This window comes from Aquabacterium sp. (assembly GCF_030652515.1).
GTDB lineage: Bacteria > Pseudomonadota > Gammaproteobacteria > Burkholderiales > Burkholderiaceae_C > Aquabacterium.
In genome coordinates, this window is record NZ_JAUSAR010000059.1 from 1 (window position 1) to 25,297 (window position 25,297).

At 63.9% G+C, this 25,297-nt stretch carries 20 protein-coding genes; 4 read left to right on the forward strand and 16 right to left on the reverse strand.

Annotated features, from left to right (window positions below; genetic code table 11):
* Positions 1–17 precede the first annotated feature (17 nt).
* The 4 genes from Q7V20_RS07035 to Q7V20_RS07050 all read left to right on the forward strand — a co-directional run bounded on the left by Q7V20_RS07035 (position 18) and on the right by Q7V20_RS07050 (position 6,955).
* Positions 18–4,346: a heme utilization protein gene (locus Q7V20_RS07035; protein ID WP_304788591.1), complete on the forward strand. Its 4,329-nt coding sequence runs from the start codon at positions 18–20 to the stop codon at positions 4,344–4,346.
* Between the two features lie 177 nt (positions 4,347–4,523).
* On the forward strand, positions 4,524–5,516 hold the full coding sequence (locus Q7V20_RS07040) for a UDP-glucuronic acid decarboxylase family protein (protein WP_304788593.1): 993 nt from the start codon (positions 4,524–4,526) through the stop codon (positions 5,514–5,516).
* A gap of 62 nt (positions 5,517–5,578) precedes the next feature.
* On the forward strand, positions 5,579–6,061 hold the full coding sequence (locus Q7V20_RS07045; RefSeq protein WP_300544491.1) for a class I SAM-dependent methyltransferase: 483 nt from the start codon (positions 5,579–5,581) through the stop codon (positions 6,059–6,061).
* A 36-nt stretch (positions 6,062–6,097) separates the two neighbouring features.
* Positions 6,098–6,955, forward strand: coding sequence for a class I SAM-dependent methyltransferase (locus Q7V20_RS07050; protein ID WP_304788596.1), 858 nt, complete (start codon positions 6,098–6,100; stop codon positions 6,953–6,955).
* 81 nt (positions 6,956–7,036) lie between these two features.
* Here Q7V20_RS07050 and Q7V20_RS07055 read toward each other — a convergent pair whose 3' ends face one another.
* From Q7V20_RS07055 to Q7V20_RS07130, 16 genes are all read right to left on the reverse strand, one after another.
* Positions 7,037–7,843, reverse strand: a complete 807-nt coding sequence (locus Q7V20_RS07055; protein ID WP_304788598.1) for a DUF5672 family protein — start codon at positions 7,841–7,843, stop codon at positions 7,037–7,039.
* Between the two features lie 2 nt (positions 7,844–7,845).
* The gene (locus Q7V20_RS07060; RefSeq protein WP_304788600.1) at positions 7,846–8,943 is read right to left on the reverse strand and encodes a hypothetical protein; all 1,098 of its coding nucleotides are present in this window, start codon (positions 8,941–8,943) and stop codon (positions 7,846–7,848) included.
* 44 nt (positions 8,944–8,987) lie between these two features.
* Entirely contained in the window at positions 8,988–9,842 is an 855-nt protein-coding gene (locus tag Q7V20_RS07065; protein WP_304788602.1) for a class I SAM-dependent methyltransferase, read from the reverse strand.
* Positions 9,843–9,874: 32 nt separating this feature from the next.
* Positions 9,875–11,836, reverse strand: coding sequence for a tetratricopeptide repeat protein (locus Q7V20_RS07070; RefSeq protein WP_304788604.1), 1,962 nt, complete (start codon positions 11,834–11,836; stop codon positions 9,875–9,877).
* Positions 11,837–11,944: 108 nt separating this feature from the next.
* Entirely contained in the window at positions 11,945–13,153 is a 1,209-nt protein-coding gene (locus Q7V20_RS07075; RefSeq protein ID WP_304788606.1) for a beta-propeller fold lactonase family protein, read from the reverse strand.
* Between the two features lie 77 nt (positions 13,154–13,230).
* Positions 13,231–14,604, reverse strand: a complete 1,374-nt coding sequence (locus tag Q7V20_RS07080) for a TolC family protein (protein WP_304788608.1) — start codon at positions 14,602–14,604, stop codon at positions 13,231–13,233.
* A gap of 2 nt (positions 14,605–14,606) precedes the next feature.
* Positions 14,607–15,842 carry an HlyD family type I secretion periplasmic adaptor subunit gene (locus Q7V20_RS07085; protein ID WP_304788610.1) on the reverse strand — a complete coding sequence of 412 codons (1,236 nt, stop codon included), beginning with the start codon at positions 15,840–15,842 and terminating at the stop codon, positions 14,607–14,609.
* Between the two features lie 10 nt (positions 15,843–15,852).
* Positions 15,853–18,150 carry a type I secretion system permease/ATPase gene (locus Q7V20_RS07090; RefSeq protein ID WP_304788612.1) on the reverse strand — a complete coding sequence of 766 codons (2,298 nt, stop codon included), beginning with the start codon at positions 18,148–18,150 and terminating at the stop codon, positions 15,853–15,855.
* A 100-nt stretch (positions 18,151–18,250) separates the two neighbouring features.
* A complete protein-coding gene (locus Q7V20_RS07095) occupies positions 18,251–19,549 on the reverse strand; it encodes an MSMEG_0569 family flavin-dependent oxidoreductase (RefSeq protein WP_304788614.1) in 1,299 nt (432 codons plus the stop codon).
* 36 nt (positions 19,550–19,585) lie between these two features.
* On the reverse strand, positions 19,586–19,873 hold the full coding sequence (locus Q7V20_RS07100; protein WP_304788616.1) for an MSMEG_0570 family nitrogen starvation response protein: 288 nt from the start codon (positions 19,871–19,873) through the stop codon (positions 19,586–19,588).
* Entirely contained in the window at positions 19,839–21,083 is a 1,245-nt protein-coding gene (locus Q7V20_RS07105) for an MSMEG_0565 family glycosyltransferase (RefSeq protein ID WP_304788618.1), read from the reverse strand. The genes Q7V20_RS07100 and Q7V20_RS07105 overlap by 35 nt, the downstream gene beginning before the upstream one ends.
* Complete coding sequence (locus Q7V20_RS07110) at positions 21,076–22,059, reverse strand: sll0787 family AIR synthase-like protein (protein ID WP_304788620.1); 984 nt, start codon at positions 22,057–22,059, stop codon at positions 21,076–21,078. The genes Q7V20_RS07105 and Q7V20_RS07110 overlap by 8 nt, the downstream gene beginning before the upstream one ends.
* Complete coding sequence (locus Q7V20_RS07115) at positions 22,056–22,595, reverse strand: MSMEG_0567/Sll0786 family nitrogen starvation N-acetyltransferase (RefSeq protein ID WP_370652420.1); 540 nt, start codon at positions 22,593–22,595, stop codon at positions 22,056–22,058. Before Q7V20_RS07115 ends, Q7V20_RS07110 begins: the two co-directional genes overlap by 4 nt.
* Positions 22,596–22,653: 58 nt before the next feature.
* Positions 22,654–23,745 (reverse strand): MSMEG_0568 family radical SAM protein, encoded by a 1,092-nt coding sequence (locus Q7V20_RS07120; protein WP_304788626.1) that lies wholly within the window; start codon positions 23,743–23,745, stop codon positions 22,654–22,656.
* The gene (locus tag Q7V20_RS07125) at positions 23,708–24,757 is read right to left on the reverse strand and encodes a Nit6803 family nitrilase (protein WP_304788624.1); all 1,050 of its coding nucleotides are present in this window, start codon (positions 24,755–24,757) and stop codon (positions 23,708–23,710) included. The genes Q7V20_RS07120 and Q7V20_RS07125 overlap by 38 nt, the downstream gene beginning before the upstream one ends.
* The gene (locus Q7V20_RS07130; RefSeq protein ID WP_230182357.1) at positions 24,757–25,239 is read right to left on the reverse strand and encodes an MSMEG_0572/Sll0783 family nitrogen starvation response protein; all 483 of its coding nucleotides are present in this window, start codon (positions 25,237–25,239) and stop codon (positions 24,757–24,759) included. The genes Q7V20_RS07125 and Q7V20_RS07130 overlap by 1 nt, the downstream gene beginning before the upstream one ends.
* Positions 25,240–25,297 lie beyond the last annotated feature (58 nt).

Sequence of the window (25,297 nt, forward strand, 5' to 3'; positions counted from 1 at the left end):
CCACCGACATCAGGGCCATGACCACCGCCCAGATCGCCAGCCTGAACACCGCCCAGGTCGCGGTTCTGGGTACCGATCAGATCGCTGCCATGACCACGGCCGAAGTGCGCGCCCTGACCACCTCGGGCGCCGCCGCCCTGACAACCGATCAGGTCGCCGCCTTGGACTCAGCCCAAGTCGCCGCCCTGGGCACCAGCCAGATCACCGCCTTGACGACCGCGCAAGTGGCCGCCATTGAAACCTCCGACATCAGCGCCCTGAACACGGCCAGCATCCGCGCCCTCACCACCGCCGGTGTCGCCGCACTGACCACCGACCAGGTCGCCAGCTTGAACACCGCCCAGGCTGCTGCACTGTCCACCAGCCAAGTGGCGGCGTTGACGACGACCCAAATCGCCGCCATCGAAACCACCGACATCAAGGCACTGACCACCGCACAGATCGCCAACCTGAACACCGCCCAAGTTGCGGCCCTGGGCACTGACCAAGTCGCTGCACTGACCACGGCCGAAGTGCGCGCTCTGACCACCTCGGGCACCGCCGCTTTGACCACGACCCAAGTGGCTGCTTTGGACTCGGCACAAGTCGCCGCCCTGGGGAGCCACCAGGTCGCCGCCCTGACGACCACGCAAGTGGCCGCCATTGAAACCACCGACATCGGCGCCTTGAACACCGTCAATGTTCGCGCCCTCACCACCGCCGGTGTCGCCGCGCTGACCACCGACCAGATCGTCGCGCTCAACTCCGCGCAGGTCTCCGCCTTCAACTCCGCGCAGATCTCGGCCCTGGCCACGACGCAGGTATCGCCGATTGAAACCCTCGATGTGCGCGCCCTGACGACGGCGCAGGTCGCCGCCATGACCACGGCCCAGGTGGCCTCCTTCACCACCGACCAGATCGCCTCGCTGACCACGGCAGGCACAAGAGCATTGACGACCGCTGGCACCGCCGCCTTGACCACCGACCAGGTGGCGGCGCTGAACACGGCGCAAATGAATGCTTTGGGCACCCATCAGATCGCCGCCTTGACGACGGCACAAGTGGCCGCCATCGAGACGACCGACATCGGCGCCCTGAGCACCGCCAGCGTTCGCGCGCTGACCACCGCCGGTGTTGCCGCGCTGACCACAGACCAGATTGCAACGCTCAACACCACGCAAGTGGCTGCACTGGCCACCACGCAAGTGGCTTCCTTGACCACGACTCAGGTCGCCGCCATCGAGACCACCGACATCAGGGCCATGACCACGGCTCAGATCGCCAGCCTGAACACAGCTCAAGTCGTGGCTCTGGGCACCGATCAGATCGCTGTGCTGACCACGGCCGAAGTCCGCGCGCTGACGACAGCAGGCACCGCCGCCCTGACCACGGCCCAAGTCGCCGCCCTGGACTCCAGCCAGATCGCCGCGCTGGGCACCCACCAGATTGCTGCGCTGACCACGGCGCAAATCGCCGCCATTGAGACGACCGACATCAGCGCATTGAGCACAGCCAGTGTCCGCGCCCTGACCACCGCCGGCATGGCTGCGCTGACCACGGATCAGATCGCCAATCTGAGCACCGCACAAGCCTCTGCGCTGTCCACCAGCCAAGTGGCTGCACTGACGACGACTCAAATCGCCGCGATCGAAACCACTGACATCAGGGCCATGACCACCGCCCAGATCGCCAGCCTGAACACCGCCCAAGTCGCGATTCTGGGTACCGATCAGATCGCTGCAATGACCACGGCCGAAGTCCGCGCGCTGACCACCTCGGGCACCGCTGCCTTGACAACCGATCAGGTCGCGGCCTTGGACTCAGTCCAAGTGGCCGCCCTGGGCACCAGCCAGATCGCCGCCTTGACGACCGCGCAAGTGGCCGCCATTGAAACCTCCGACATCAGCGCCCTGAACACGGCCAGCATCCGCGCCTTCACCACCGCCGGTGTCGCTGCACTGACCACCGACCAGATCACCAACTTGAACACGGCTCAAGCAGCCGCCTTGAGCACCACGCAAGTGGGCGCGTTGACGACCACCCAAGTGGCCGCCATCGAAACGACCGACATCAAAGCCCTGACCACGGCCCAAATCGCCAAGCTGGACACCGCCCAGGTGGCCGTGCTGGGTACCGACCAGGTCGCAGCCCTGACCACCGCCGAGGTGCGTGCCCTGACCACCTCGGGCGCCTCCGCCCTGACCACCGTGCAAGTCGCCGCTCTGGACTCGGCTCAAGTGGCCGCCCTGGGCACCAGCCAGATCACCGCCTTGACGACCGCGCAAGTGGCCGCCATTGAAACCTCCGACATCAGTGCCCTGAACACGGCCAGCATCCGTGCCTTCACCACCGCCGGTGTCGCTGCACTGACCACCGACCAGATCGCCAACCTGGGGACCGCCCAGGTCGCTGCACTGTCCACCAGCCAGGTGGCTGCGCTGACGACGACTCAAATCGCCGCCATCGAAACCACCGACATCAAGGCCATGACCACGGCCCAGATTGCCAAGCTGGACACCGCCCAAGTCGCTGCCCTGGGCACCGACCAGGTCGCCGTGCTGACCACGGCTGAAGTACGCGCCTTGACGACGGCAAGCGCCGCTGCCCTGACCACGGCACAAGTGGCCGCCCTGGACTCGGCTCAAGTCGCCGCCCTGGGCACCAGCCAGATCGCCGCCTTGACCACCACCCAAGTGGCCGCCATTGAGACCGCCGACATCAGTGCCATGAACACGGCCAGCATCCGTGCCTTCACCACCGCCGGTGTCGCTGCACTGACCACCGATCAGATCGCCAACCTGAACACCGCCCAGGTCGCCGCCCTGTCCACCACCCAGGTGGGTGCCCTGACGACCACGCAAGTGGCCGCCATCGAGACCACCGACATCAAGGCCCTGACCACGGCCCAGATTGCCAACCTGACCACTGCCCAGGTCGCTGTGCTGGGCACCGACCAGGTGGCCGTCCTGACCACGGCTGAAGTACGCGCACTGACCACCTCGGGCACCGCCGCCCTGACGACGACCCAGGTCGCCGCCCTGGACTCCAGCCAGCTGGGTGCACTGGCCACCAGCCAGATCGCCGCCTTGACCACCGCCCAGGTCGCCGCCATCGAGACCACCGACATCGGCACCCTGAGCACCGCCAGCATCCGTGCGCTGACCACCGCGGGCATGGCTGCCCTGACCACCGACCAGATCGAGTCCTTGAACACGGCTCAGATCTCGGCCTTGGCCACCACCCAGATTGCCGCCCTGACAACCAGCCAGTTCGCGGCCATCGAAACGACCGACATCGCGGCCATGACGACGGCCCAGATCGTCAGCATGACCACCGCCCAGGTGGCCGCCCTGACCACCGATCAGATCGCCGCCTTCACCACCGCCGAGGTCCGCTCCCTGACCACCGCGCAGATCCAGGCCTTCACCACCGACCAGATCTCAGCGATTGAAACCACCGACATCGCGGCCCTGACCATGGTGCAGGCCTCGGCCATCACCTCCACGCAGTTCGCTGCGCTGACCACGGAACAGACCAACGCGCTGAGCGGCGTCTCACCCATGGTGCTGGACCTGAATGGTGACGGCGTCCACACCCTGGCAGCCTCGCACGGCACCAAGTTTGACCTGTTGGCCAACGGCCAGGCCACGGCAGCCGGTTGGGTGTCCGCCACGGACGGCCTGCTGGTGATGGACCGCAACCATGACGGGCTGATCAACGACGGCACCGAGCTGTTCGGCGCGGCCACCGTGCTGTCCAGCGGGCAACGTGCGGGTGACGGCTACACCGCCATGAGGGACATCGATTCCAACCATGACGGCAAGCTCACCGCCGCCGACGCCCACTTCAAGGACCTGCAAGTCTGGGTGGACGCCAACAGCGACGGGGTCACCAGCAACGGGGAGCTCAAATCCCTGGCCAGCCTGGGCATCATCGAGCTTGACCTGGGGGCCAAGACCGGCACCGAGATGGACAACGGCAACTTGCTGGGCCTGGTCTCCAGTTACAAGACCTCAGACGGTGCCAGCCATGAGATGGCCGACGTCTGGTTCGCCAAGGACACGACCACGACCGCCTCGGCCACCAACGCCACGGTGGACGACGGCAGCCATGCCACCACCGTCCAGGCGGCCTCCGCCACCGGGGTGGATGACCAGGTTGCCGACAAGGACAAGGCGACCAGCCCGCTGGGCGTCACGGCCGAGGACCTGTTGGCCGACCGAGGGCAAGACCTGCTGGCAGGCCACGCCGACCCGGCGGCCGGCACGTCCACCCTCACCGTCGCCGAGGTTCGCCATGACATCCCGCTGGTCACCATCGACCACACCCAGCTGATCGATGACAAGCAGAACAACCTGCTGATTTAAGCCCAGGCAAAGCCCTCAACCACACATGGCCTTTCGGTCATGTGTGGTTGTCAAAGCTCAGAACTGCGCCCACCATCCCTGCCTTATCCGGGCCACCGCGGTCCGTGAAGAAATGCACCATACGGGCAAGGTCTGGGCAGCATCGGTACTCCCGACCAATCGTCAAGGAGCAGCCGCATGAGCATTCAACTGGGATCCAACAAAACCTGTCTCGTCACCGGAGGCGCAGGCTTTCTGGGATCGCACCTCTGCGAGGAGCTGCTCGAGCGCGGCCACGACGTCATCTGCCTGGACAACCTGTTCACCGGCACGCGGCGCAACATCGAGCACCTGCTCGACCACCCCCGCTTCGAATTTCAACGCCACGACGTGACCTTTCCCCTCTACATCGAGGTGGACGAGATCTACAACTTCGCCTGCCCCGCCTCGCCCGTGCACTACCAGCACGATCCGGTGCAGACGACCAAGACCAGCGTCCATGGCGCCATCAACATGCTGGGCCTGGCCAAGCGCGTCAAAGCCAAGATCCTGCAAGCCTCGACCAGCGAGGTCTACGGCGACCCCCAGGTGCACCCGCAGCCGGAAGACTACTGGGGCCACGTCAACCCCATCGGCTACCGCTCGTGCTACGACGAAGGCAAGCGTTGCGCCGAAACCCTGTTTTTCGACTACCACCGTCAGCACAAGCTGCGCATCAAGGTCATGCGCATCTTCAACACCTACGGCCCCCGCATGCACCCCAACGACGGCCGAGTGGTGTCCAACTTCATCGTCCAGGCCCTGACCGGCCAGCCCATCACCCTGTACGGCGACGGTTCGCAAACCCGCTCCTTCGGCTATGTGGATGATTTGATCACCGGCGCCCTCAAGCTGATGGACTCGGCCGACGACATCACCGGCCCGATCAACATCGGCAACCCGGTCGAGACCACGGTCAAGGCGCTGGCTGAAAAGGTCATCCAGATGACCGGCTCCCACTCAGAGATCGTCTACCGCCCCCTGCCGCATGACGACCCCCTGCAGCGCTGCCCGGACATCACCCGCGCCAAGACGCTGCTGGACTGGCAGCCCACGATCGCCCTGGAGCAAGGTCTGTCCAAGACGATCAACTATTTCGACAAGCTGTTGAGCGCCAACGCCACCAAGCCCAAGTCCACCTCGGCCGCCTGAGCCAGGCCTTTGAGCTTCCCCCTTACAGACCTCACCTCCTACTGAACGCAGGATCGAACACCATGACCAAAGCCCTTGACATTGGATGCGGCCTCAAGCCCAAGAACCCCTTCAACGCCGTGGAGGTTTACGGCATCGATGTGCGCGACGACGCCGACGCCAACATCGTCAAGGCCGACCTGGTGGTCGACCCCATCCCCTTCCCCGACAACACCTTCGAGTTCGTGACCGCTCACGATTTCCTGGAACACGTGCCCCGCCTGATCTACACGCCGCAGCGCCGCAACGCCTTCGTCGAAGTGATGAACGAAGTCTGGCGCGTGCTGAAACCGGGTGGCCACTTCATGTCGTTCACGCCGGCTTATCCGCATCCGGAAGCCTTTCGCGACCCGACACATGTCAACATCATCACCGACCAGACCTTCCCGGCCTACTTCGACAACGTCAACCGCTGGGCCTCGGCCTACGGCTTCAAGGGCAGTTTCGAGATCGTCAGCCAGGAGTGGCGCGGCCCCCACCTGATGTCGATCATGCGCAAGGTTTGAGCGCCCTGCCCCACCACATCTCACCGGGATCCTTCCATGAAAAGCGCTGACGACCTGCACATCAACCACTGGGAAAACTTCTTCGACTCGGCATTGCACAATGACCTGTACCCCACCTGGTGGGACGACCAGACCGCCAACCACTGGCGGCACCGCAGGTTCATGGAGCCGGTGCTCGACATCCTGCAGACCAAACAGGACACCTGGGTGACCATCGGCGATGGCTCCGGCCACGACAGCTGGATCATGTTCAACGATGGCTTCGAAGACATCCTGTCCACCGACATCGGCGATGGCACACTCAAGCGCAGCCTGCAAGATGGCCGCATCCAGAAGTGCGCCCAGGCCAATGCCGAGAACCTTCAGTTCGACGACGAGCAGTTCGACTTCGTGCTGTGCAAGGAAGCCTTCCACCACATGCGCCGCCCTTACATGGGCCTGTACGAAATGCTGCGCGTGGCCAAGCGCGCCGTGGTGTTGATCGAACCGCAAGACCAATGGGTGGACTTTCCCACCCGCACCGGCTCGGCCACCCCGTTCTATGAAGGCGTGGGCAACTATGTCTACAGCCTGTCCTTCCGCGAGATCCAGAAAATCTGCCTGGGCCTGAACCTGCCGGGTTATGCCAGCAAGAACATGATGGACGTCTACATCCAGGGCTGCGAGTTCGCCAAGGCTGATTTGTCGGATCCCCTGTTCAAGCAGATGACCGAAACGGTGACGGCCATGGAAGCGCGCTGCGAACAGCGCCTGGAAAAGTGGAATTACGTGCTGACCATCCTCTTCAAGGATGAAGCCTTGTTCAAGGATCCCGCGCTGGTGGAGCGCATGACCGAACGCAAGTGGCTGTTTGAAAGCACCAACACCAACCCTTACCTGCGCAAGCCTGACTGAGCACAGGATGAATGGGCCGGTGCGCCGGCATGAAAAAAGCCTCGTCGGAAAACGAGGCTTTTTGCTTGGGGCTGGCCCCACTCAACTGCTTGATGAAACCGCCGCCGCGTTGATCACTGCCCTGCCTGGCGGCGAAGCTGGCAGCAGCACCGGAGGCGCCTGGTCCAGCAGCGCGGCCCAGAACGGCATGTTGTAGCGCCACCAGGCGTGCCCACCCATCGGCAGGCGTCCGCCATTGACCGCGTGGTAGTGCTCCGGCCGCAACTCCAGTGCGAACAAAGAAGCCGCCATTTCGTTGGGCAACACAAAATCCAGCGACAAGGTGCCCATGATCGAGAAGAAGATGTCCTCGCTCGAACCCGTGCGGCAGAACACCGACAGCGCCTCAGGGAACTCGTCCATCAGCGCAATACAGCAGTTTGATCGGCGCAAGCTCAGGCCGCCATTGCCCACGCGGGCGTGCACCCGCTTGGCATGTTCGCCCTTGAAGCGGTCCAGGTTGACCTGGATGTCCAGGCCATCGGGCCACGGGGCGCCAACATAGTCATAGGGTTTGGCACACCACTCGTCCAGCTCGTCGCGCAACAAGATCGCGTCGGTCTGCAGGATGAGCATGAACTCGTGCTCCGGGTAGCGTTCATAGAACACCCGGCTCATCAGCAAGCGGTTATAGCCTGGGATCGAGGCAAAGCACTCGTCGTCGAAGCGGTCCACCGGCAGGCCGGGGTACAGGCCTTCGTACAAACTGGTGTCCAGGTGCCGGGGGCCGATGAAGCGAACCTCGCGCCCCTGCAGCTTGCCCAGCGAATAGTCCAGCGAGAACTGCTCAAGCGGCTCCAGGTGCGCCCGGTAAATCGGGATCAGGACAACGACCGACGACTTCATCATGCTCAGGCCTGCGGCGCAGCTTCGAACTTCTCGCGCACAAAGGCCATGACCTGCTGCATGCGCTGGTCACCATGGTGGTGGTCAAGCGCCAGGCGGTGACGCGCCACCAGGCCATCGCGGCCGTGCGCATCGAACAAGGCATTGGCCTTGTTGACCACGGCGCGCGGGTCCATGATGTCATGAGGGGTGCAGAACACGATGTGCTCGCGCCCAATGTCGCGCACCAGGGGCAGGTAGCGCATGGACTCCGGAACGATGGGGATGCCCCCGGTGATCAGCGCGTCAAAAATGCGGATCGGGATGTCGTTGAGCACCGGCACGATCCAATGGGCCTTATGCGCAGCCCATTCTTCCAGGCGCTCTTGCGGCGTGCGCACATGGAAGGTCCGATCGCTGAAACCGATGGACGGATAGTGCTGGCTGAGCGTGCTCACCACCCGGTTGCGGAAGGTGAACGGGCCGTAAGGAATGTGCTTGCCCAGCGGATCGGCCGAACGTTCTGCGCTGATCAGCATGGGCAGGCTGTCGGCCAGAAACTCGCGAGTCCATTGCACCGTGGAGCAATACACCGGCCCCACCGTGGCCCAGTTGTAGCGGGTCAGCAGATAAAGGTTTTCGTGGTGGCCAGGCGCATAAACATCGGAATGCGCAGCCAGGAAAGTGCTCAGGTCCAGCCAGTGGTGGTTGTCCCAGTCCCAGGCCACGAAGATGGTGCGCTCGCACTGGCTGAAGAAATCAGCGTACTGCGCGGGCCCCTGCCCCACATCGTTGTTGTTGACGATGACCACGGCGTCTTCCAGCATCGCGCGCTTTTGGGCACGCGCGGCCGGGTCGGTTTCCATGAAAAATCCTTTTTCCAGGAACTGCACCGTGCTGCCCGGAATCTGGCAACCAAAGCCATTGATGTTGGCGCTGAGGAAGACCTTGCCAAAGCCGATCCTGGCGAAGTGCTCGCGCAAGGCCTCGGCCCGCGAGTTCTTGGCGGCCGCCAGGTGGAAGAACGATTCCGCCTGGGTGAAGGTCACGCACGCGGACGACTGCGTCACTGGCAGTTCCTTGTTCTCGATGCGCTGGAAGATGGAAGCGATGGTGGATGACATGAGGTCCCCTGTCAGATGTTCTGTTCAATGGGTGCGGCTGCCGATCAGGGGCGCTCAAGCACCAGTAGCAAACCATCGTTGCTGAAATTCTTGCGGCCGGCGTAGAGGGTTTCAAGCTTGGCCTGCACATCGGTGGGCACCGGCACCGGGAACACCGGCGTGGCTTGCACCACCTTGAAATCACTGCGGCCCACGATCTCCAGGAAATCATCCAGGAAGAAGCGGTTGATGTGGTTGGACGAGTACACGTAGTACACCACCTCGCGCGCGAACTCCTTGTCGCAGTTGACGCTCAGGAGGTAGTCGTACATCTCCATGGGGCGCATTAGCAGGTGGCCCCAGGGCGGGATGGGCGACTTGCCAAAGTTGTACTTGTTGCCGGCCTTGTCCATGATCTCGGGCAGGTGGTGGCCATCGTGGGCCGACCACACGGGTGAGAACAGAGAGAACAGCTTGCCGCCGGGCTTCAAGGCCATCAGCATCTTGTCCAGGGCCTGGGGCAGCTTGTGGATGTGCTCGAAGGCGGCGATCGAGAACACCACGTCAAAGTGACCATGCAGCGCCTCGGGCAGGTCTTCAATGCGGCCGTACAACAGGTTGTGGCGGTCCAGTTGGTCGGGCACCGCGTCCTTGAAGCGCTTGCGTTGACCGGTCATGGGCGGTGGCGTGCCCAACACAAGGCCCGTGCTCAGTGTTTCGTCCCAATAGTCAGGCTCTTCCAGCGACAACCACTGGTGCGCACCCAGGTCTTCCAGCACCAGGCCGCCGGGCAGGCTTCCGCCCACTTCCAGCACCCGCTTGTCGGCCAGACCGACCAGTTGCTGCGCCAGCGCCGCGAAGTTGATGTGGTACGACAGTCCGTACTTTTGTTGCAGCTGCTCGACACGTTGTTGGTCCATGAGACGCTCCGATGAATAGGGTGGGTGATCGATCAAGCCGAGGCCGGAGCACTCAAGGCATCCACGGCGCCGCCCAGTTCGGACTGACGCCACATCGACACGTAAATCGCTTCCAGATTCTTGCAAAAGCTGTCGGTGTCAAAGAGGGGATATGTCGCCTTGTTGGCCTGCAACTTGGCCTTCACACCGCTCAGCAGTTCTGGGTTCGTGGCCAGCTTCAGGGCCAGGGCTTCGTAGCCCGCGGCCGAGTCGGCCACCAGCTCGGGCAAACCGATTGCGTGCAGCAGGCTGGCCGCCACCCTGGCCGGGAAGGCCCCACCCATGAAGGTCACCACAGGCAAACCGGCCATCAAGGCATCGGCGGCGGTGGTGTGGGCGTTGTAGGGGTGCGTGTCCAGGAAAATGTCGGCCTGGCGATAGCGCGCCATGTGGTCTTCGACCAAGGGCACGCGGCCAGCGAACACCAAACGCGAGGGGTCAACACCACGCAGTTGGGCTTCCTTGCGCAGATTGGCCTGCGAGGCCTGGCTGCGCGACATCAGCCACAGCACGCTGCCCGGCACCTGGGCCAGCAGGCGCATCCAGATGTCGAACAAGGGCGGGTTGATCTTGTAGTCGTGGCTGAAGGAGCAGAACACGATGCCGGTGTCGGGCAGGCCGCACTCCTGGCGCGTGGGGGTGCGCTCGGAAATCTTCAGGCCCGCGTCGGTCGGCAAGTAGGCATCGGGCAGGTACAGCACCTTCTCGTTGTAGAAGCGCTGGTGCTCGGGCGGGATCACATGCCGGTCGGCGATGATGTAGTCCATGTAGCTGGTGCCCAGCGTGCCGGGGTAACCCAGGAAGTTGGCCTGGGCTGGCACGGGCCGGTGTGCGAACAGGTCGGTGCGTGAGTCGGCGGTGTAACCCGCCAGGTCCACGGCCACGTCGATCTCCATCTCGCGCATCAGTTCGGCGATTTGCCGCGAAGTCATCGTGCGGGCATCCACGAACTTGTCGAAGCAGGCCAGCATGCGTGAGCGCAGGCGGCTCTTGTCGTCGATGCCCAGCGAGATGGCCACGGTCTCGAAACGGCTCTTGTCGTGGTGCTCGAAGATGCCGGCCATCAGGTGGCCGACCGGGTGCTCGCGCAGGTCGGGCGACACGTAGGCCAGGCGGATCTTCTTGTGGCGGTAGCGCTCGCCAGTCCACAGCGGATTCTTGGACACCGGAAAGCGCGTGGCAAAAATCTGCGCGCTGATCTGGTGATCCTGGCAATCGTCTGAAAACGCCATCAAGGGCAGGGATTTGCAGCTCTTCTGGTGGGCCTTGATGCCGGAGATGATCTTGGCCGAGTTCTCGGCAAAACCGGTCCAGTCGCAGGCGTGCAGGCGCTCGTAGGCCAGCAGCCCGTGGCCATAGTCGTAGTTGGGGTTGACTGCCAGCAAGCGCTCGAACATCGCGATCGCTTCGTCGCTGCGTTTGAACTCGGTCAGGATGATGCCGCTGTTGCCCATGGCGGCTTCGTGGTCAGGCTTGATGGCCAGCACGCGTTTGAAGCGCTCCAGCGCCTCCAGGTGGCGTTGCTGGTCACGCAACAGCACGCCGCTGTTCAGCAGCACTTCGGTGTATTCGGGGTTGAGCTCCAGGGCCTTGTCGTAGCTGGCCATGGCGTCGGCAGCGCGCCCAAAGGCTTGCAACACGTTGGCGTAGGCCATCCACAAAGGGGCAAAGGTGGGGCACTTGGCCACGCCAGCGGAGAGCAGTTCCAACGCCTGGGCATGGTCGCCACGTTGCAGCAGGATCACCGCCAGCGAGTACAAGGCGGCGCCGTCGGCGGGATGCGTAAGCAGGTAGGTGCGAAACAGCGCCTCGGCTTCCGCGATCTGGCCCTTGTTCTGCAGCTCAATGCCCCGGATCAGGGCCGAAGGGTCGTTGGTCAGAACAGGCGCGGCGTTGTCAGCCTTGGCAGGCTGGCGGCGCGGCGGCGGCGCGGCTTGAAATCGATTTCCCATCATTGGAGGCCCTATGGCACGGCGCTATCGCCGCGACATCCAGCTTAGATGAGGCAGAAGTTCACGACTCCAGACAACAAAGCGGTGAAAACCGATCAAATCCAGCTTGGATCATTTGGTGATGAGGATGAAATCTGACTGGGTGGCACCCGAGTCATCAAACGGGGAATCTTCCACCATCGTCAAAGCACCCGTGGTGGCATTGATTTCGTAGGCAGCAATGCCTCCCCCGTTGAGCAGCGAGGCATAGACGAATTTTCCGGACGGATCAGCGGCCACGGCTGTCGGGCCAGGTGATGCAGGTGTGGTGATGGTGGCGCTGCCCCCTGTGATGGCACTCAGCTGCCCAATGGTGCTGCCCCCTTGGCCAATCGAATAGGCCCCAATGACGCCGGTCGATCGGTTGGAGATGTACGCAAACTTGTTGTTGGGCTCAATGGCAACCCCGGTAGGAGTGGAGCCGGGGGTTGACACAAAACCAATGTAAGCCAGCCCTCCGGTGAGCGTGTTGGCGATGGAATAAACCATGACACTGTCACCGGTTTCGTTGGACACGTAAACCTGCCTGCCCGATGGTGACACTGTGATCAGGTTGGGTCGGGCACCTGCCGCGATGGACCCGACGCCCGTGAGTGCGCCTGGCGTGAGGCTGCCAGTGCTTGAGGTGTCGATGGAGAACATCGAAATCGTGCTGGGCGAGGCGGTAGCACCGTAATTGGCAACGTACACGAACTTGCCCGTGGGGTCGATCGCAATCGAGCGAGGCGCGATGTCAGCCGACGAAGGCAGACTGAAAGGCGAACCAGCGATGGGGGTCAGCAGGCCTGTGACGGTACTGCGGCTGTAGGCCGAGATGGTGTCATCGCCAAGATTGGCCACGTACACATAGCGCCCTTGAGGATCCACAGCGACCGACATGGGCTGGTCGCCCGTGGCCACAGGCAAAGCCGCGCTGGTCAACACCCCGGATGGGTCGCCAATGCTGAAAATGGACAGATTGTCGGAACCCGAGTTGGCCACATAGGCGTACCTCACCAGGGGGTCCACCGCGATGCAGACAGGCGTCGAGCCCGTGGTCCAAGGGGTTCCAGAACCCATGGTCGCCAACTTGCCAGTGGTCGGATCAACGGTGTAACCCGATACGCTGTCGCCATTGGAATGCACGGCATACGCAAACCGCGGCGGCGCAATGCCCTCACCCGGCACGAAACCAGGCGTCGGCTCATCGCCCACATAGTCCGGATCACTGCCCCCACAAGCGACCGCCATGAGACTCGCCACGCCAGCAGCCAGCAGCCACGCCAACCTGTGTCTTTTCATAGAGTTTCCGCCAGGGATTTTTGATCGATTATGCGACTTCACGCCTGTTATCGACCATTTCAGGGCCAGCTTGATCGTCATGGTTTTTGCTCTGGCATCAACCAGGCTGTCAGGCCAGCCCCCATGGACCTCATCTGCGCGCTGGCCGCAAAGCCGTCGTGCAAGGAGTTGACATAGGCGATGCGCAGGCTGAAGTGATCCGACTCGGCTGACATCACGTCAAACAAGGAACGCTTGCCCAGTTGCGACCACTGCTGGAAGGTGAAATTGCGCACCCGCTCGCTGTCACGGAGCACATCCACGTAGCGCTTGGCGCGCTCCAGTGAGGCGGTCGCAATGTCATAGACCTCGGCGGTGCTGGCGAATTTCGAGGCCAACAATTCCGCCAGCTGCTGGCGAGCCGACTCGGCCCGCTTGGCCGCCGCCATGGACGTTGCCTTGTCCGAGAATCCATTGAACAAGCTGTAAGACACGCTCACCCCGGCTTGCCAGGACGACACCTTGGCGGACCCGGCCATGCCCTCGGTCTTGGAGATAGCCCAGTTGAGCTGGGGCTTTTGCCCGGCCACCACCGCCTTGGCATAACTGTCCAGGGCATCGGCCTGGGTGCGCAATTGCTGCGCATCATTGCCAAACTCAATCTGCCGATTGATCTCACCAATTTCAGGCACGGAAGCCAGCGGCACCGTGATGCCATCGCCCAGGGATATCTTGTCGCCGATCAGCTTGCGCAGGCGGAACTCGATCTGCCGGCTTTGCGCCAAAGCACCGTCGCGCGACAACTCGGTTTGCGCCTGGGTTTTGCGCGCCTGGACCAGCTCGCTGGCGCGGCCCTTGTCCTCGGCGACGATGCCTTCCAAGGCTTCAACCAGACAGCTCATCTTGCGGGCATATTGTTGGTACACCTGGGCTTGCAGGCGATAGCGGTTGCGCTCCAGCGCCGTGGTCACGGCCTCCAGCACCACCTGCTCTTGCGTGACCGCAGCACCGTACTTGGCCGAACCGGCCAACTGAGTGCGCCATTCGGTCAAACGGTTCAAGCGGCCGCCGTCGTACAGGTTGGACGACATGTTCAATGACACGCTGGACAGGTTGCCCTTCTGGGTCGTCACGCCATCCACCTTGGTGTTGCCGGTGCCCACCGTGCCGCTGACGCTGACTTGCGGATAGCGCCCGCCCTTGGTCTCTTCCAGATCGTAGTCGGCGGCCTCTGCCAGCAAGCGCGCCGCGCCCACCTCGGCACTGCGCCGGGCAGCTTCGCGGGCGATGAGCTGCAACTGCGTCATCGGGTCCAGCGGTGCTTCGGTCTCGACGGCCGACCTGGCGCCCGGCTTGGTGGCAGGCAGGTTGGCAATGTCGTCGGTGCAACGGGCCGCCAGGGCTTGCCCGCAAACCACGCTGGCCAAGGCCGATGCCAGCAAAGACGCCTTCAGTGTTTCAGATAATTTCATGGTTAACGTTCCCGGAAGGCTTCCTGTGACTTGATCATCGGCATGAGCAGGTACTCCAGCACCGAGCGCTCGCCGGTGCGCACCTCCACGGATGCCGTCATGCCAGGCATCACCATCAAGGGCTTGTTGCCCTTGTGCAAGGTGGATTGATCAGACCGGATCAGTGCCCGGTAATAGGTGGTGTCGGGCGCGTTGGCCGCCTTGGCCTCTTCGCCCAAGGCGTCGGGGCTGATGTAGTCGATCGTGCCCTGCAGGCCACCGTAGATGTAGTAGTCGTAGGCAGAGAGCTTGACGGTGACCGGCAGCCCCACCTTCACAAAACCAATGTCCGAAGGCTTGATGCGCGCCTCGATCAGCACGCGCGGCCCGATGGGCAGGATTTCCATGATGGGCGCGCCGGCCTGGACCACGCCGCCCACCGTGCCGATGCGGATGTTCTTGACCAGGCCATGCACTGGCGACTTCAAGGTGGTGCGGGTCAACACGTCCTGCTTGACCACCATCTGCTCTTCCAACTGAGCCAGCTCGGTGCGGGCCTTGACCAGCTCGGTGCTGGCCTCCTGGCGGAAACGGTTGATGCGTTCCTGGATTTGCAAGGTCAGGTCATTGCCTTGGCGCTGCAAGCGCATCACCTCAACCTCGGACATCAGGCCTTTGGCGGACATGCGCTGGGCCATGGCCAACTCACGGTTGAGCAACGCCAGGCTGCGGCGATTCACGGCCACGCCCTCTTCCAGCGACTGCCGCCGCGCGGCATAAGACTCGCTCTCGCCTTGCACAATGGTGGGCTGAGCCAGCACTTCAGGCGGGAACAGCAGACGCCGCCCGGTGGACTCGGCCACCAGACGAGACAAGGTGCCCTTCAAAGCCACCAGCTTGGCCTGGCCTTCGTTCTGCTGGGCCTCGAAGCGGGTCGGGTCCATCTGCAGCAGGTCCTGGCCTTTCTCCACCACCATGCCTTCGCGCACCAGCACCTTGTGCAGGATGCCGCCTTCCAGGCTGGCGATGACTTGCTCGCGCCCATCGGCCACCACGCGCCCTTCGGCCTTGGTCACCTGGTCCACTCTGGCGATGAAGGCCCAGACGATCGCTGAGAACACCGCCGTCAGCATGAGGTACAGCGCCCACGAGGCCCTCGGTGTGGCCTCATTGAGTTGCGCTTCCTTGACGCCCGACAAAAATCGTTCATCGCCGGGGAAGTAGTTGCCTTGGACCGCTTGGTCGGCATGCGAAGACATCCGCCCTCCCCTACATCCCGCCAGCGGCGGACAGCTCGCGCCGCGCTTGGGGAGCCTCCGCCGGAGCAGGCTGGGGAGCAGCAGGCGCGGGTCGGCCAGCCAGCAGGGCGAGCACGTGGGCCTTGGGGCCATCGGCCAGGATCTTGCCGGAGTCGACCACGATCACGCGGTCCACCACGTCCAGCAAGGCCGGGCGGTGCGTCACCACCACCAGGGTCTGGCCATCCACGGCGGTGCGCAGATGGTTGATGAAACTGGATTCGGCTTGCGCGTCCATCGAGCTGGTGGGTTCGTCCATCAACAGGATTTGCGAACGCGTCACCAGGCAACGCGCCAGGGCCACCAATTGGCGTTGGCCACCCGACAGCAAGGCCCCCATTTCACCCACAGGCAGGTCGTAGCCCATGGGGTGCGCCGCGGCCAGTTTGTCCAGGCCGGTCAAGCGTGCCACGTTGATGAAGTGGCTCATGTCCGCGTTGGCGCGGCCCAGCATCACGTTGTCTTTCAGCGTGCCGTGGAAAAGCCGGGGCTCTTGCGACACGAAGCCCACGTGCGTTCTGAAATCGGTGGGGTCGATCTGGCGCAAGTCGATGCCATCCACCTCGACAAAGCCATCCGTGGGTTGGTACAGGCCGCCCAGCAAACGCAAAATCGTGGACTTGCCACTGCCGATCTTGCCCAGGATGGCCACACGCTCGCCCGGCCTGATCTGCAGGCTCACGCCTTTGAGCACCGTGGGCGCATGCTGGTTCTTGCCTTTGGGGTAGGCAAAGCTCACATCATGCAGCCCCACCTGGCCTGTCAGTGAAGTCCGAGACAGGTAGCGCTTGCCAGGCTCGCGTTCGGTGGGCAAGGCCATGAGCTCGTTCAGCGACATCAAGGCGGCACGGGCCCCTTGGTAGCGCCCGGCCAGCGAAACCACCGAGGTCAACGGTGCAATGGCGCGGCCTGCGAACATCACGGCCCCGATCAAGGCGCCACCGGAAATCTTGTTGTCTTCGATCAGCAAGACGCCCCAGATGAGCATGCACACCGTCACCAGCGGCTGAATGACCATGGTGAAGTTGCTGACCCAGCTGGCCATGGCGCGTGAGCGCAGGGAGGTGTGCGCTGCGGCCGCGTTCGCTTCCTCGTAACGACTCGCGAAATAGCCTTGAGCCCCCGCTGCCCGCACGTCTTCCATGCCCTCGACCGCTTCAACCAGCACGCCCTGCAGATTGGCGTGTTGGCTCATGTTGGCCGACATCATCCGGCGCAGGTATTTCTGAATGCCCCAGGACAGGCCCAGCACCAGGGGCACCGCCACCAGCAAGACCACCACCAGGGGCCCCGCGATCACATAGGTCATGATCACGAACAGCAAAATGAAGGGCATGTCCGTGAGCACGGAGATGCTGGCCGAGGCCGTGAAGTCACGCACCACTTCGATCTGGGCCAGGCGGTGGGCAAAGGAGCCCGCCGACTCGGGCCGGTGCTCCAGCCGGATGGCCAGCGCCTGGTTGAACAGCATGTTGCCCAACTTCAGGTCGGCCTTCTTGCCGGCCATGTCGATCAGGTAGCTGCGCAACTGGCGCGCCACCAGGTCAAAGGCGATGCCCAGCAAAGTGCCCGCGCCCAGCGACCAGAGGGTGATCAGTGCCTTGTTGGGGATGACCTTGTCGTACACCACCGAGGTGAAGAAGCCCGTCACCAGCATCAGCACATTGCTGAGCAAGGCGGCCAACATGGCCGATCGGTAGTACGGCACATAGTTCTTGAGCGTGGACCACAACCAGTGCGAATCCGAGTCCATTTCGACCTCGGGCGTGCCATGGCGCATGCCCGCACGCAAGGCCGCCACCAGCGTGTAGCCTGAGTACTCGGGCAGCAACTCTTCTTCAGTGGCCGTGCAGATCTCCTGGTCGGCGCCGGGCATGATCACTTCGTAGCGCGCACCGCCCGCGCGTTTGGAGCGTTCGCCCACGCGGCGCGTCACGATGCAGGCATCGCCGTTTTTCAGCAGCAGCACCACCGGCATCAGCAAGGTCAGGATCTTGCTGGGCGGGCGCCGGACCAAGGTGGCACTGAAGCCCGCCTGGCGCAGCAGTTGCACTGCCTGAACGGCCGTCATCGGCCCGTTCAGTTGCATGCCGTTGAGCAAAGAAGCGGGGGTGCGGTCCACACCGTGGTGGCGGCACAGCCAGAGCAGTGCCTCCAGCATGGGGTCAGTCGGCGTGGGCCCGTAGGAGGAAGGCGCACCCTCGCCTTCCGCTTGGGGCTCTAGCGCCTCATGCGGATCGGCCAAACCAGGGTCAACTGCGTCTTCCACCTAGAAAACTCCTTCATGTCGTACCTCTGCATGCTAGAGATCGACCGTCAGGACTTAAGGCGCAATAAAACCCCGTTGACCCGTCATTTCCGGGCCTGGCTCAGGACAAGAGACTCATCTCCTCCTGGTTTTCGGCCAGCACCACTGCTTCGGGCCTTCGGGCCTCGATTTGCTGGGCCAGAAAGAGCGCATCCCGCGCCACACCGGAAAATCGGCCAGAGCCCCAGGTGTGCAACCAGGGCAGCCCGATGAAGTAGAGGCCGGGCACCGCCGTCACGCCCCGCACGTGTCCCGGGTGGCCCTTTCCGTTGAACACCGGCGCGTCCAGCCAGCTGAAATCAGGCTGGAAGCCGATGCACCAGACGATCGAGGTGATGCCTGCCGCGCGCAGGTCCAGGCTCAGGCGCTCTTCTTTGGGCTGCCAAAGAGGTTTGTAGACCTCACCGGGTGGCGCTTCGATGCCAGACGCCGCGATGAACTGGTCGATCGAGGCGTTGATGCCGTTGTAGATGCGGTCCGCGTGGTCCAGGTTCTCGGCCAGGTCGCCCTCAAACTGCAGCACCTCACCATCCAGGCCCTTGAGCAGGCCGAACAACTCCATGCCCTCGCTCGCGAACTTGCGCAGGTCAATGTCGCGCCCACCATCGCGCCCAGTGACGTAGTGGTTGGTGTTGTCGCGCACGCCTTCACGCAGGGGGTGCTCGTTCACCGACTTTTCGTAGTAGCCCATGTCGGCCAGCCAATCGACCACGTCCTTGCCCCGGTAGAAGCGTGCGCAGCGGGGTGCGTTGCCCGTGGCCAGGAAAACCTTCCGGCCACCCAGGTGCAGGTCTTCGGCAATCTGCGCGCCAGACTGGCCGCAGCCCACCACCAGCACAGCGCCCTCGGGCAAGGCCTGCGGGTTGCGGTATTGCTCGGAGTGGATCTGGACCACATCGGGCGGCAGGCGCTCGGCCATGCGCGGGATGATGGGCTGGTGATAGCCGCCCGAGGCCACCACCACTTGATCAGCCGTGAATTCGCCTTGCGAGGTCGACACCTCGAAACCGCCCTGCCGACGGGGTGCCACGCGCTTCACCGCCACGCCTTCCACCAGGGGGGCGTTCACATGCTGCTTGAAGCCTTCCAGGTAGGCCAGGATTTCGTCCTTCTTCATGAAACCATGGGGGTCGTTGCCGCTGTACTCCCAGCCCGGCAGCTTGCACTGCCAGTTGGGTGTGACCAGGCAGAAAGCATCCCAGCGCTGGGTGCGCCACGAGTGCATGGGCTGGCTTTTCTCGATCACCAGGTGGTCGATGCGGCGCTGCTGCAGGTAGTGGCTGACCGACAGGCCGGCCTGGCCGCCGCCCACGACGATGACGCCATGGTGTTGGGGGGTGGGTGTGGTGGTCTTGCTCATGGTGATCTCGTTGAAATGGGTCTCGGGTCTGACGGTCTATTCGTCAAAGCACAGGACCTGGACTTGGGCGCTGTCCAGGTGGTCAAAGCGTTGGGCCACGATCTCAAGCTCGGCCAGTTGGTCCATGGCCTGCGAACAGGCAAAGCCGAACTTGGCGCGAACCCGCTCCGAGGCGATGTTCAGGGCCTCGCGCACCTGGGCCATGAACTGCGGCAGCGGGTAGGTCTGGCCGGGCTGGAAGTAATCCTTGATGACCAGCGAGGGCGAGTAACAACGCGTCTCGCTGCCATCAGGCCAGCGAAGGTGAAAGAGCATGGCGGGCATGGGGTGGTTCTCGGTTCAGGGCCAGTGAGCGGAAGGCTCGGTACAAGGCGGTGTGCCGCAGCGCGGTGGCGGGCCAGCTGAAACGCTGGCACACGGCCGGGGTTTCAAGGGCCAGTGCCCGGGCATGGGCAGGGTCCAGCGCGCGCTGCATGGCGTGCGAGATCGACCCCACGCTGAGGGGATCGACCCACAGGCCATCAGCCTCGCCCAGGTACTCGGTGAACGGTGCCATGCGCGAGACCACCACCGGCGTGCCGCTGGCCAGGGCCTCCAGCACCACCAGGCCAAAGCCTTCGCGCAGTGATGGCATCAAGAGCGCATCGGCCGCTCTGAACAAAGCGGGCATGTCGGCATCGGGCACCGAGCCGGTGATGACCACCGCTTGGCCTGGCCCCACGGCCAAGCCATGGGCAGTCAAGCTGGTGCTGAACTGCTGTCGGTAAGCGTCGTGGTTGAGCAGACTGGCCCCGCCAATGATCACCAACTGAGCCTTGGGCTGCGTAGCCCTGAGCTGGATGAAAGCTTCCAGCACCCGCTGGGTGTTCTTGCGCTCTTCGATGCCGCCCACCATCAGGAAAACAGGTTCGCCAGCCGCAGCACCACGGCCCATGCCGTGTCGGCGCCGAACGCCTTCATCGTGGCGGCCCACCTGGGCCGTGTAGCGCTGGCAATCAACGCCGTTGTGAACCAGGGCGGCGTCCACACCGTGTTCATCGCGCAAGATGCCTTGCCACAGGCGGCTGACGCACATCACCTGGCTGGCCTGCAAAAAGCCTCTTTGCTGCCAGGCCATCAGGCGGGGGTCGTCAAAGTGGTCCAGGTGGTGCACCGTCCGCACAAATCCCTTGATCACGCCACGGTCGCGCAAATTGGCCAAGGCATTGGCGCTGATGGAATCCTGCGCATGCAACACATCGAAGGCCTGGCCAGCGTCCAGCATCTCGAGAACATGCTGCTCGATCGCCTTGATCCGCGATGCCACCATCTCGGCCGTGTCGGGGGGCACAGCGCCCACCGGGATCAACTCGACCGCGCATGGCAGTGATCTGAAGAAGCGTTGACCTTGTGTGGCCGGGGCCATCACCGTGACCCGGTGGCCCGCGTCGTGCAAGGCTTGCGCCAGCTCCAGGGTGTGCACCACGCCACCCCGCGGGTTGACCGAATGTGTCAGCAAGGCAATGCGCAGCGATGCGTTCAAGAACTCAGACATCGCCCGACCTCGCGCCAATGAAGGTCTGCTCGGACACATCCCAGAGCAGGGCCTCGTCGCCCTCATGGCGCAGCAGCACCTGGGGTGATGCCGTCACCTCGCCCACCTCCTGGCAAGCCAGCCCGCGCGCTCGGAACCGGGCCGTCACGGCCGCCGCCAATTCGGGCCGAACGCTCAGCACAAAGCCATAACTGGGGAAGGACTGCAGCCAGCGCAGCAAGGGCACCTCAGGTGGCCGGGGGATGGCGTCCAGGTAGATCACCGCACCGACCTTAGAGCATTCCAGCAGCATCAAAGCCGTGCCCACGGCACCGGCCATGCTGATGTCCTTGGCGGCATCGCACAGTCCGGCCTCGGCCAACTCGGGCAGCAGTTCCAGGTCGGCGCGCAAGCGTTCGGCTGGCGCGCTGGTCGAAGCGTTCCAGTAGGGATGCGGCTCCTGGTAGGCGCCACGCAGGTCCACGGCCATCAAGAGCTTGTCGCCTGGCCTGGCATCAAAGCTGGTCAGCAGCTTCCTGGCCTTGCCCAGGATGGCCACGGCCAGTTGCCCGCGCTGGCTGCGGTTGTTGCTGTGGCCACCCACGATGGGTACGCCATAGCGTTGTGATGCCGCCGCCATACCTTTCAGCACTTCGCCGCCGGGTGTCATGCCATCGCTCCACAAGGCATCGACCACCGCGATGGGCCGGCCACCCATGGCGTAGATGTCGCTCACGTTGACCATCACGCCGCAGTAGCCGGCAAACCAGGGCATGCTGTCGATGAAGTCTTCAACGAAGCCTTCGATGGCGAACAGCAGGTAGCCATCGCCATCGGGGATGGCGGCGCAGTCATCACCCACGGCAACGGCTTGCGACAGGTCATCGACACCGCCGGGCAAGGCCTTGGCCAGCGCCCCCACCACATCACCAATATCGCGCTTGTGAGCGAAGCCTCGGCTGGACTGCAGAGCGGCTGTGAGTTCGGCCAGCTTCATGCTGCGCTCCTGCTGCGGGTGGCGAATCCCCACAGGGGGTCGTGGCACGGCGGGTGCTGGTCGAGCTGCGCCTGCATCAAAGCATGCGGCCTGCCATGCAAGGTCTCGGCCTTCAGAAAGGTCCAATTCAACTTCTCGAACAAAGGCACGTTCTGCTGCTGCACATGCGCCAGGAACAGGTGGCAGCCACGTGCATGCGCGCTGCACACCGCCAGGCGGATCAGCATCGCACCCAGCCTGCCGTGGTGCCTGAAAGCGGCGTGCACCGCCAGCCTTGATCCCCACCACAGCCCCGGTTCCGCCTCATGGATGCGCACCGTGCCCACCACCTGGTCCGGCATGCCGCCCACTTGCGACACGGCCACCAGCGGCTGGGCCTGCGCGTCGATCACATCCAGGTCATCGCCCACAAAGATGCCCTGCTCCACGCAGAACACCGCGCGTCTCAATCGACGCGCCTGGTCGATCTCCCAGGCACCATCGGCCCACTTCACGCGGAACTCGCAAGGCGTGAAGGCGGTGGGCAGATCGCACATCGGCTCGTTGACGACCGTGCGCTTCAAAGTGGCCAGGGCATCCATGCTCGCTCCCTACTCAGGCGCTGGCGCCGGTTTCGTACACCGACAGCGATGAGCACGCACCGCACTTGCCGCAACCCGCCTTGATGTCGCCCGACCGCAATCCGGCCTTGCCCACCATCGCGCCCAAAGGCTCCAGCACAGACTTCATGAAGTCGGACGATGGCGGCGCGTGGTCTTCCAGCGGCGTGCCGCTGATGGGCACGAAGGGCACGACAAAGGGGTACACGCCCAATGCCAGCAGCTTCTCGGAGATCGACAGGATGGCCTCGCGCGTGTCGCCCAGCCCAGCCAGGATGTAGGTGCTGACCTGCCCGCGCCCGAACACCTTCACCGAAGCCTCGAAGGCCTCCATGTAGCGGCTCAGCGGCACCGAGGCCTTGCCCGGCATGATGCGTTCGCGCACCTCCGGCGTCACCGCCTCCAGGTGCATGCCCAGGGTATCGATGCCGGCGGCGTGCATGCGCTGGAACCAGCGGTCATCATCAGGCGGCTCGCACTGGCCTTGCAGTGGCAGGTTCACCGCAGCCTTGATGGCGAAGGCGCTGTCGCACAGCACCTTCGCGCCTCGGTCGGTCGCATTGGGCGTGCCGGTGGTCATCACCATGTGCTTGACGCCATCCAGCAGCACGGCGGCGCGCGCCACCTCGGCCAGTTGCTCCGGCGTCTTGTGCGCGATGGTGCGGCCCGCCGCCAGCGATTGGCCGATGGCACAGAACTGGCAGGTCTTGCGGCGGCTGGCGTAGCGGATGCATTCCTGCAGCACGGTCGTGGCCAGCACGTCCGAGCCATGCAGCGTCGCGATGTGCGAGTACGGCACGCCATCGAAAGTCTGCAGCGCATAGAAGCGCGGCGCCTTCGGGAAGGCAATGCTCGCGATCGGGATGCTGCCGCGCGTCAAGGCACTGAGCCCCTGCGCATCCGGCGCCTGCGCCACGAAGGGCGAGTTCCAGGCGCTGGAGGTGTGCACCGGGACCATGATGGTGTGCCCGTCCACCGTCACCGCCTTGTGGTCGGACGGCCCCGCACCGCCACGGCGGCTGGCCACGCCACCGTTGGGCGCGCCCGGATCAGCCAGCCGCAAGCCGAAGGACTGCAGCTCCGTCATCAGTTGCCGGCTGGCCGCCGAGGGCGGTGGAAGAGTGGGGTTGCTGTCCAGCGTGGTGGTCATGATCTTGGCTCCGTGAAGGCATGGGGAATGCGGTGGTGGCAGGTCGGTCGTTGATGGCCAGGCTCAGCAGTTCGGGCCGCGCGTAGTGGCCCACCGAATCCATCATCCGTTTGCGCTTGGTGATCAGCGCCATGTCCAGGTCGGCGATGACCATGCCTTCGCCTTCCTTCAAAGGTGGCGCCAGGTGCACGCCTTCTGGCGAGACGATGGCCGTGTTGCAGCCGCCGCGCAGCGCCTTCTGCAAGGCTGGGTCGGGCGTGATGGCGGTGATCTGCGCATCGGTCAGCCAGCCGGTGGCGTTGATGACGAAGCAGCCCGCCTCCAGCGCGTGGTGGCGGATGGTGGCCTCGATCTGGTCGCCGAAGATGGGCCCGACCAGCGAGCCCGGGAACTGCGCGCAGTGGATCTCTTCGTGCTGCGTCATCAGCGCATAGCGGGCCAGCGGGTTGTAGTGTTCCCAGCAGGCCAGCGCCCCCACGCGCCCCACGGCGGTGTTGACCACCTTCAGCCCCGCGGCATCGCCCTGCCCCCAGATCATGCGTTCATGAAACGTGGGCGTCAGCTTGCGGCGCTTGAGCACCAACTCGCCATTGCCATCGAAGATCAGCTGCGTGTTGTACAGGCTGCCGTGGTCGCGCTCGTTGACGCCCAGCACCACAACGATGCCATGCGCCTTGGCACGATCAGCGACCGCGTGGGTGACCGGCCCCGGCACCACCACCGCCCGCTCGTACAACCGCACGTGATCCGCGCCCGAAGCCACGGGTGGTCGCACGAACGAGAAGTACGGGTAGTACGGCACGAAGGTCTCGGGAAAGACCACGATCTGCACGCCCTTGGCGGCCGCCTGGTCGATCGCCTCGCACACCTTGTTCAAGGTGCCATCGGGCGCCTCGAAGTCCGGCGAGATCTGGACCGCCGCCGCGCGGATGATGCCGGTGGTCGCCATCACAGGGTCCAGGTGTCCAGGATGAAGGCGTTGCTCTTGCGGTGCAGCAGCACGATGTCAAGAACGTCCAGCGGGCTGATCGGCTTGATACCTTCGATCAGCGCGCCTTCGCCATGGCCGTACAGCGCTTGCAGCGCGAAGCGACAGGCGTAGACCTTGCCACCCTCGGCGATGAACTTCTTGATCTGGTTGTTGAAGTTCTGGTGGCCAGGAAAGGCCTCATCGCCCAGCGTGGGGAAGCCGCGCTGCACGCCCAGGGTCACGCCGGGGCCATACAGCAAGATGGACGTTTCAAAGCCCTTGCGCTGCAAGCGTGTGGCCTGCAGCAGGTTGACGAAACCAATGGAGCCTTCAAAGGCCACGGTGTGGAAGGTGACCAGGGCTTTCTCACCCGGATCGGCCTTGACGTCCTCAAAGACCTTCTCTTCGTAATCGACCAGGAAATCGCCAGTTTGGTTGGCAGGCTTGGTGACTTTGGGCATGAATCTTCTCCGGTGGTTGTGTTCGCCGCAAACGCTGCGTGCCCAGCCTGTTTTGCAC